Raw genomic sequence first — 9,446 nt, 5'->3', positions numbered from 1 at the left:
AGAATTGACCATGCACAGGTCACTTTAATTCAGCAACAATCCCAACAGCCACAACCAAAGCTACCTGAACCCAAGTTCGTTGAACTGCCACAACCAAAGTTTATAGAGTTGCCTAGTTCCTCACAGTCTGAACCGACTCTAGCCCCAAATCAAGCACCAAACATTAAATCAGTGTTGAACCTGCCACTACACCACCGAGCGATCGCAATTATCGACGCACTAACCAACAGTGGTTTTGATATCGCCAAGTGCATTCGTGACCAAATCACCGTGATTGCTGGTAATCAGCGAGGTGGTAAGGGTACGCTGATGGCGATTCTAGCCATCCTCAGTAAAGCACTGGAGCCAAATACTAAGATTCATTACTATACAGCAGGTGACGATATATACCCGTTTTACTGCCACCACTTAGTATGTAGACTGAGTTATCCCCACATGGAGGGTGCAAAGGCTGATGCTCTTGTGGCAAGCGATTTGTACCAATATCTGAGGGAAATGGACAACGCCAACCAGAATAGTTACACAGATATTATTCTGGTGATTGATGAAGCGGTGGCTTTGTCTGACTATCTCAGCGATGAACAGAAGCAATGGATTATTCGCTTTCTGTTCACTCGCGCCAGCAAGAAGGGCGCACAAATTTTCGTGGTGTTGCATGGTAAGAATTTGACTTCTTGGGTAGGGACGAAAAACACCGCAGGTTTTGGCGATACTTTCAAAAGTGGGGCTACTTTTATTGGCTGTGAGGCGACAAGTAAAAAGCTGTCTCCCCTCAAGTCAATCTCTCTGGCAACTGGGCGTTACTTCCTGGCTGACCCTGACAGTTTTGATAAGGCGATCGCGCTCGGTGAAATTGGCACGATTCCAGACTGGTTAAAAACTGAGGTTAATCCTCATTCTGGACAACCAGATCCGGCGCGGACACTGCTTGTTTATTTTCCAGAGTTGAGAAGTGATTCCCCGGCTTTGGCTGATTCTGTATCACCAAGCTCTGAGTCGCCGGATGAGTTTTTGAATCAGGCGAGAGCGTGGATAAATGACAATTGGGTGATACCAGATGCACCACCCCCAACTCTGCACCCAAACCCCAGCGATACCGACCGATACCAGCCGACTAATAAGGCTTCTGAGCTTTTGGAATCGTCAGGAATCGATACTGGAAACGATACCGGAATCGGTGATACCATCCCAGAAACGGGCGATTTTCAGACTCTTGCTGATGATACTGGAATCGATACCGACCGTCGCTATACTCCCGCAGAATTGACTATTGAACAACTGACTGGCATCGTCAAGCAGATGGTTGATAAGAAGATGTCACAGACTCAAATTATTCAATCCCTCTGGGGAGTGGAGAAAAATGGCAAGGGCTGGAAGCAGGCTTATAACGAATATAAGGAATTGTTTCCATGAGCCATGTCGAACAGTTAAGGAACAATCAGCCCTTGGTGCATTGTCAGGGGCTTTTATGTTTACCGTTCTCCACCAGTTACAGATGATGATACGATTGTTCAACTTGACAATCAGCAGTAAATTTAAGGAACTTGAAGCGATAACGAAAAACTCTAATCCGTTGCAATTTGGGTAGACAAAGCCAGGAGAAAGATGTATGCAAGTAAGACAAGAAATTTTTGATACCTATTGGCGATTTGCTGCTCTGCGCCAAGAAGTATTTTTTAACAGAATTAATAATATATCAGCACCTTGGACAAGCGACCCTATTATCAATACTTATAAATTTTGTAATGCGTATCGAGCCAGTGATCGCGTATCCCAATATCTTATAAAAAATATAATTTACGATGAAAATAGAAGTAAGAATGAGGAAGAAGTTCTCTTTAGAATTTTATTATTTAAGATTTTCAATAAAATAGAAACGTGGGAATTACTTGAAAATAAACTATGCGAATATATTAGTTTATCTAATTTCAATTTTGATATTTATTCAAATATATTGCAAGAAGCAATGGATACTGGATATGTTATTTATACCAGTGCCTATATGTCTTGTGCTACTAAAGAGTTTGGTTATGATAAAAAACACCAAAATCATTTGGCATTAATTTCGCAAATGGTTGTTAAAGATAATGTAGTCACACGCATAATCAGAGCTAAAAGTCTTGAAGAAGTTTTTTATATCATTCAAGAATATCCATTACTAGGTAAGTTTATGGCTTACCAACTAGCAACGGACATTAACTATAGTGAAATTATAGACTTTGATGAAAACAGTTTTACTATAGCAGGCCCAGGAGCTGAACGTGGCATAAGCAAGTGTTTCATTAATACGGATGGAAAAAGCAATACAGATATTATCCATTGGATGACTGAAAATCAAGAGCAGGAGTTTCAGCGTTTGGGATTAAATTTTAAATCACTTTGGGGTCGTCCATTACAAGCAATAGACTGTCAGAATCTATTTTGTGAGACTGATAAATACTGCCGAGCGGCATTTCCTGAATTAAAGAGTAATCGTAAAAAAATAAAATCTAAATTTTCTCCAACTCCTCAGTTAATTGATTATTTTTATCCACCGAAATGGCATATTAACGATAAAGTAAAAGAGACTTTATCGTCAAGCTTGCTAAAAATAAAACTTATTAAACAGCCATCTATTGATTTAGAAATTATTCAAGAACGAAATAAAAAATCAAGTAGTGAGCAACGGAAATATAGTAATTGTCAGCAGTTGGTTATAGAGGATACAATAATTGATAATTTACTGTCTCCTGTAATTATAAACAATTCTCATACACAAGAAGATTTGCCTGAATTACAAGAAAAATTGGAGCATAAATCGCAATATAATAAAAATACAAAGGTTAAAAGAAGAAAAAATTTACAAAATTCAGAGTCAGTAAATTCTCATCAGTTGTGCTTATTTCCATAAAATTATCTATTTAAAAAATAAGGAAAAGTCTGGGTTATAAAGTATAGTGGCATGAAAAAGTTTGCCGTTATCAATGATAATTATCGCTACTTATTAGTACGTGAATGGGATATAAATAAACCACAAATTACTTTTGTGATGCTTAACCCAAGCACAGCTGATGCTGAACAAGATGATCCCACACTCCGTAAATGTATTAATTTTGCTCAATCTTGGGGTTATGGTTCTCTTGAAGTGGTTAATCTATTTGCTTACCGTGCTACCAAACCTCGTCATCTCCGCCAAGTAGCTGATCCTGTGGGTTCAGAAAATGACTACTATCTTCAGTTAGCTACAAAACGTGCCGCCTTAATTATTGTGGCATGGGGGGTGAATGGCAGTTTTCAGAATCGGAACCAAGAAGTCCTAAGTCTGATTTCTGGTCAACAACTTCTCTACTGTCTAGGTGTAACAAAACATGGGCATCCACGCCACCCGCTATACATTAAAAATAATACTCAATTAATTATTTTTTAGTGCCGTCCCTACTTTCATCGCTAAATTTGTGATTTTAATTACGATCTATTTTTATCTAAAAAAATAAAAAATATAGCCACTTTTGCACACCATAATAGTAGCTTCAACAACTTTTGTTGAAGCTACTATTACTTACAAAAAGGCGTAATTCTCTGATTAACTCTGGCAACTCTACAGAAGGCATTGCTTGAGTTTTTTTATATAACTAAGTGCATCTGCTTTTGAAATCTATTTCTTAATCATAATTTGAGGAGTTGGATATGAATTTCTCTGAGTATCAAATACAAGCAATGACTACAGACCAAATTCCTGTTGTAGAAGGTACTGAACTAATTGTTCCGCTCCTGGGCTTAGTAGGCGAAGTCGGCTCTTTGATGACTGAGTATAAAAAGCATTTACGGGACGGTGATGCACATAAACTTTTTAATGAGACAGTTGCCGAAGAATTGGGTGATATGCTTTGGTATCTTGCCAACTTCGCCAGCAAGTTTAACCTTGATTTAGAAGAAATTGCGGAAAAGAATCTGAGAAAGTGTCATGACCGTTGGGGATGGAGAAAGTCAGTACAGATAGATAGTAAAGCTACAGCCTACATATTCGACAATGACTTTCCCGAACACGAAAGTTTACCACGACGGTTTGAAGTAGAGATTACTGAGTTAAGGAAAGATAACTCAGTAAAGATGAAGGCCTTTATCGACAAACAACAGATTGGAAGCGACCTCACCGATAACTCTTACTCCAGTGATGGCTACCGCTTTCATGATGTCTTCCATATGTCCTATGCCGCAGTTTTGGGGTGGTCGCCAGTCATGCGTAGTATTCTTAAACGTAAGCGCAAAAGCAATCCCCTTGTTGACGAGGTTGAAGATGGCGGTCGTGCAATAGCTGTTGAAGAAGGCATATCAGCACTCGTATTCACCTATGCCAAAGATCACGGTTTTTTAGAAGGCGTTTCAGCAATAGATTACCAGCTCCTGAAAACTATCAAAAATATGACATCGCATTTAGAAGCTGCTCAGTGTTCGCTGGGTGATTGGGAGAAAGCAATTATGATGGGCTATGAGGTCTGGCGGCAGGTAGATAAATGTCGGGGAGGAACGGTAGTTGTTGACCTTGATGCACGCTCAATAACTTATCAAACAGAAAAAAGTAACGAAACCTGACGCTATGGCAACTCTTGGTGAAGGTTCCCGGCGTACACCCTGCATCTCAAAAACTACTTAAAACTAAGTTGATATGTTGGTTGCAATAATTTATTACCACTGGTAAGATATTCTTACTGCTAGTAATGAAGTAGTGCCTAATGAACCATCAGCAGATTATGGACTCTGTAATTAGCGTTCTCTCGGAAATTCAACAACAAAGTGGAAGAAGTTCTTTTGGCATTTCTGAATCTACAGTGCCGTTTGAAGGTCTTGAAGGATTTGACAGTATTAATGCTGTTGAAGCGACATTGTTGCTTGAGTCGCGTTTGGGCTGTGGGGAGTTGGGCTTTAATCCTTTCTTATCTGGGTGCAGAGAACAGCCTAGCTCTGTCGCAGAAATAGTAGATGGTATCTGCCACAAGTTAGGAATCGAAGGAGAACGTGCAAATGAGTGACCTGGAGTTAAGAAGAGAAGCTATTGCGTCAAAACTCAAAGCAGCAAGGGAGATGGCGGGTCTATCGCAAGGTCAAGTAGCAAAATTACTTGGTATCCATAGACCAACAATTACAGAAATGGAAGCAGGAAGAAGGAAAGTTGCTGCGGAGGAATTAGTTGAGTTTGCTCGTATCTACGGGGTGAGCGTTTCTTGGTTAGCTTGCTCAGAAACAGATGAAATCAACCCTAAACAGGCTTATATCGAATTAGCTGCCCGTGAACTTTCTAAGTTAGGGAGCGAAGATTTAAATCGCGTTATTGATTTGCTGAAAGCCTTGCAACAACCAGGAGACGCTAATAAATGAAAACTGAATATCGAGCAATGGCCTCACGTAAAAAACAACTTTTTCTCGACGGAATGACGAAGGCGCTTAGAATGCGCCAGTCAATGGGTATCCCCTTAGATGCTCCAATCTGCATCTATGACTTAGCGCAAAGATTGGGATTAGATGTTTGGTTCAAGGCTCTTCCTAGATTTGAAGGAATATATTATAAACCAACATCTACCATTGTCATTTCCTCCCTGCGTCCTACCGGCCGTCAGAGGCATACTTGCGCTCATGAAGTGGGTCATCATGTTTATGGTCACAGTATTAAAGTTGATGAGTGCTTAAGCGACAATGCCTCGGTTCCTCGCTTTATTCCAGAGGAATTTCTGGTTGATTGCTTTGGAGATTTTTTGTTGATGCCTAAGCTTGCTGTTAGTAAAGCTTTTTATTTACGGGGTATTAATATTCAGTTGTGTCAGCCAGAAGATATTTATGCCGTATCTTGTCAGTTTGGTGTAGGTTATTCAAGTTTAATAACGCACATGGAGACTAACCTTAAACTCCTTACCAGTAATAAAGCTAAAGAGTTATCTAAAATTCCCCCCAAAAAGATACGAACTTCTATCGTTGGTCATGAAATTAAAAGAAATCTTTTTGTAATAGATTCCCAATGGCTTGGTCGTCCTATTGACATTGAAATTGGTGATTGTATACTCGTTCCCGATAACTTTCTTATTGAAGGAGAACTTTTAGAATTTTCAGAAAATCTAGCGCGTAGAAAGTTATATTATGCCGTCCGTCCTGGCTCTGGTCATGTATCTTGTGCTGACGCGAACTGGAAATCAATCATTCGAGTTTCCAAATACCAATATGCAGGTCGAGCTATGTATCGTTATTTAGAGGATTCTGACCATGAGTAAAGGTTTGGTAGTAGTTCAAGAAACAAATATATCTGTTGCTTGGGCTAAAGCTTTTATCAATCTGATGAAAAGTGGTGTAAACGAAATTATTCCCCTCGTGGTAGATATTACTAATTTAGCTGATGTCGATGCGACCATAGAAATTCCTGAAATTAGACAATCCCTAGATTTAGCATTGAGTCAAAATGATAAACTGTCTTGCCAAACTGTAGCTAGCACAATTTTTCCAATTTCCCTGTGGAATCGCAACCTAAGTAAAGATGAATCCTTCAAACAATTGATGGAACGTTATAAAAAAATCCTGCCAACTCTCAAAACACAAGATCAGCGTAATCGTAACGGTTTGTATTTTGAACGTTTAGTTGCGTTTAATATCCAGAATGGTTCTACTTCTGAAATCAATCAGATTGAACATATAATCAAAATATGGCATAGTGGAAATCACCGACGTTCTGCGCTACAACTTTCCATATTTGACCCTGCAAAAGACCATAGTAATCAAAGGCAACGCGGTTTTCCTTGCTTACAACAAATAGCATTGTCTTTTGATGATAACTCTCACTTAAATATGACAGCATTGTATGCAAATCAATATTTTTTTGAGAAGGCATATGGAAATTATATTGGATTGTATAATTTAGGTCAATTTTTGGCTTACCAGCTTGATTTAAAATTTAACCAATTAACTTGTATAGCAAGCGTTGCACAGTTAGGTAAAATCAGCAAAAAAAACTTGCAACAATTAGAAGTAGATGTAAAAAGGATAATGGAGCTACATGATGCTGACGAGAGCAGTTTAGCTCTAAATAACTAATATTTCTAACGCAAAATAAAACTCAAAATTTGCCAACAATTAGCTAAAATAAGTTACTTGATTGGATTTGATTTTTTTGTATATGTTAATCAAAAATGCAAATATTCATTACTTAATTGTAAGGGATACTGAAGTTACACAAGGTTAACCCATACTGCATTGGAAAATTCTGTTTTATACTTTTATGTCTACAAAAAGAACCAACCTCAGTGATTTCCTTACTTTCAAATACCTTTATGGTAAATACTTTTCTGGGCAGCCTCTTAATAGGAAGTACAAGCGATGCTGGGACTGACTTTAGAGGAAACAAAGTTTTATCAGTAAGCAAAAGCTGAGGGACGAGAAGAAATATTAAAAACGGCTGTGCCTCTGTTACTAAAAAACAGGGATAAGTGTAGAACAGATTGCTCAAGAACTCAATGTTAATGTAGAAACTGTGCGACTTGCTGCACAGCAGAGCGCGTAACAGAGGGTCATCCAAAACAGTCAACCGTTTTGGTGTAGCCGGAGTTTCTTAAGGCAGGCGAATATGCACACTGTAATTACACCTGAAAGAATTGAGTTGCCACCTGGCACAGTTGTCAGAATGTTGGGTTCTTGGCAAGATTATCAACTACTGAGTCAGCAACTAGGAGATCGCGCCTTCCCTCGGCTCAAGTATCGACATGGAGAGATTTGGCTGATGGCACCGCTACCAGAACATGGAAGAGATGCAAGCTTGCTAGCAGATATTGCTAAAGTTTTGCTGGATCATTTAGAGCAAAGATATGACTCATTTACACCCATCACCATGACCTTGCCTCAAGTTAGCGGCATTGAGCCTGACTTTTGCTTTTACATTGAAAATTGGAGATCCGTAGTAGGCAAGAACCGTATCGACTGGCTCAATGACCCTCCACCAGATTTAGTCATTGAAGTAGATGTTACTAGCTATACCAGTATTGACGACTATCTTCCTTATAAAGTGCCAGAGGTTTGGCTGTTCAAGAATAAGCAGCTATTAGTTTATAGATTGCAGGGTGAAAATTACGTAATTACAGAAAGCAGCTATTTTCCTAACGTCAGAGAAATAGTGCAGCAATGCCTCCAAATTGCCAACGAGCAAACAACAAGTGAGGCGATTAGGTGGTTAAGGAGCTTTTTGCGTAATAGCATTGTTTAATCAGGTCAACATTAGCCGGCGTTGGTTTCGGTATAGACACAGTATAGAAGTTAATGGAAACTGTCATTGATGGGCTACATATAGCGGTGCTGGGCAGTGTTGATATCATGCTTTGGTCTTTGATATCAATTTTCTGGTATTGCATCCAGCCCACTCATTCAGGGACTTAAGTAAAACTTATCAATCAACGAAAGAATCAGGGTTATGGACGAGACGATTGATAAGCCTGAGTTAAGTGTATGAAGTCGTTCACGAAACAATCACCTTTCCAGGGATAATAGAGTGTAATAGTAGCTTTCTACTCATCATACGCCTGTTACCCAAATGAGAACGCTGACGGAGTTGGTGGAAGAGTGGTTGGACGTGCATCACGGTAAAACTAGGGCTTCTTATCAAAATACCATTCACAAGTTTCTAAGTTTTACTTCGGTTGAGGCGATCGCCGACATTCAGATCCGTCACGTTCGGGAATGGTTAGATTCTCTGCAAGAGGCTCCTACAACTAAGGTCAAGCATCTCAACATTCTCAAGGCGTTTTTTTCCTATGTAACCAGTATGGAGAAACCGCCGATTTCTCGCAGTCCGATTCCTAAACAGTTCAAGCTGCCCAAGCCAAAAGATACTTTGGTTGAGCGTATTCTTGCGCCGGAGGATGTGGATGCGATGATTACAGCGACGACTGACAAGCGCAATCGCTTAATTTTAAAAACTCTGTATTTAACTGGGATTCGGGTGTCTGAGTTGTGCGGTTTGCGGTGGAAGGATGCGATTGCTTCTCGTGGGGGCGGTGGACAGATTAATGTTTACGGCAAGGGTGGGCGGACTCGCCGGGTTCATGTTCCCCAGGAGCTATGGGTGGAATTAATGTCACTGCGCGGTGAGGCGTTGAAAGATGCGCCTGTGTTTGCCAGTGCTACTCTTAGACCTTTGGCCCCTTCTCATATTGACCGAGTGGTGAAACGGGCGGCGGCGGCAGCAGAATTAGAGAATGCCATGAATGTTTCAGCCCATTGGTTTAGGCACAGTCATGCTACCCATGCAATAGAAGAAGGTGTTCCGGTGCATTTGGTTCAGGCTACTTTGGGGCATACAAGTTTGGATACTACGAGTAAATATCTGCACGTTAGCCCTGATAGAAGTTCTGGGGAGGTTTTGGTTAAGCGATGGTCTGAGCCGTTTTAAATTTTTAGCTTTGAATTGGTTTCTCATATGTAAAATAAGTTACTATTAC

General features: G+C 39.9%; 9 protein-coding genes and 1 pseudogene. All 10 read left to right on the top strand.

Features of this window, described 5'->3' with window-relative positions:
- Positions 1–1,413: pseudogene (locus H6G28_RS32610) on the top strand (hypothetical protein); the annotation flags it as partial.
- Between the two features lie 196 nt (positions 1,414–1,609).
- Positions 1,610–2,890: a nucleotide kinase domain-containing protein gene (locus H6G28_RS32605; protein WP_190677148.1), complete on the top strand. Its 1,281-nt coding sequence runs from the start codon at positions 1,610–1,612 to the stop codon at positions 2,888–2,890.
- A gap of 51 nt (positions 2,891–2,941) precedes the next feature.
- The gene (locus tag H6G28_RS32600; RefSeq protein ID WP_190677146.1) at positions 2,942–3,406 is read left to right on the top strand and encodes a DUF1643 domain-containing protein; all 465 of its coding nucleotides are present in this window, start codon (positions 2,942–2,944) and stop codon (positions 3,404–3,406) included.
- A gap of 260 nt (positions 3,407–3,666) precedes the next feature.
- Positions 3,667–4,572 (top strand): nucleoside triphosphate pyrophosphohydrolase family protein, encoded by a 906-nt coding sequence (locus H6G28_RS32595; protein ID WP_190677144.1) that lies wholly within the window; start codon positions 3,667–3,669, stop codon positions 4,570–4,572.
- Between the two features lie 140 nt (positions 4,573–4,712).
- A complete protein-coding gene (locus tag H6G28_RS32590; protein ID WP_190677142.1) occupies positions 4,713–5,009 on the top strand; it encodes a hypothetical protein in 297 nt (98 codons plus the stop codon).
- A complete protein-coding gene (locus H6G28_RS32585) occupies positions 5,002–5,355 on the top strand; it encodes a helix-turn-helix domain-containing protein (RefSeq protein ID WP_190677140.1) in 354 nt (117 codons plus the stop codon). The genes H6G28_RS32590 and H6G28_RS32585 overlap by 8 nt, the downstream gene beginning before the upstream one ends.
- Positions 5,352–6,239 (top strand): ImmA/IrrE family metallo-endopeptidase, encoded by an 888-nt coding sequence (locus tag H6G28_RS32580; RefSeq protein WP_190677138.1) that lies wholly within the window; start codon positions 5,352–5,354, stop codon positions 6,237–6,239. Before H6G28_RS32585 ends, H6G28_RS32580 begins: the two co-directional genes overlap by 4 nt.
- Entirely contained in the window at positions 6,232–7,053 is an 822-nt protein-coding gene (locus H6G28_RS32575; protein ID WP_190677136.1) for a thymidylate synthase family protein, read from the top strand. The genes H6G28_RS32580 and H6G28_RS32575 overlap by 8 nt, the downstream gene beginning before the upstream one ends.
- 529 nt (positions 7,054–7,582) lie before the next feature.
- Positions 7,583–8,215, top strand: coding sequence for a Uma2 family endonuclease (locus tag H6G28_RS32570; protein ID WP_190677134.1), 633 nt, complete (start codon positions 7,583–7,585; stop codon positions 8,213–8,215).
- Between the two features lie 324 nt (positions 8,216–8,539).
- Entirely contained in the window at positions 8,540–9,397 is an 858-nt protein-coding gene (locus H6G28_RS32565; protein ID WP_199332993.1) for a tyrosine-type recombinase/integrase, read from the top strand.
- Positions 9,398–9,446 lie beyond the last annotated feature (49 nt).

This window comes from Nostoc sp. FACHB-190, from assembly GCF_014696905.1.
GTDB lineage: Bacteria > Cyanobacteriota > Cyanobacteriia > Cyanobacteriales > Nostocaceae > Nostoc_B.
This window is presented reverse-complemented; position numbering and strand designations above follow the sequence as displayed.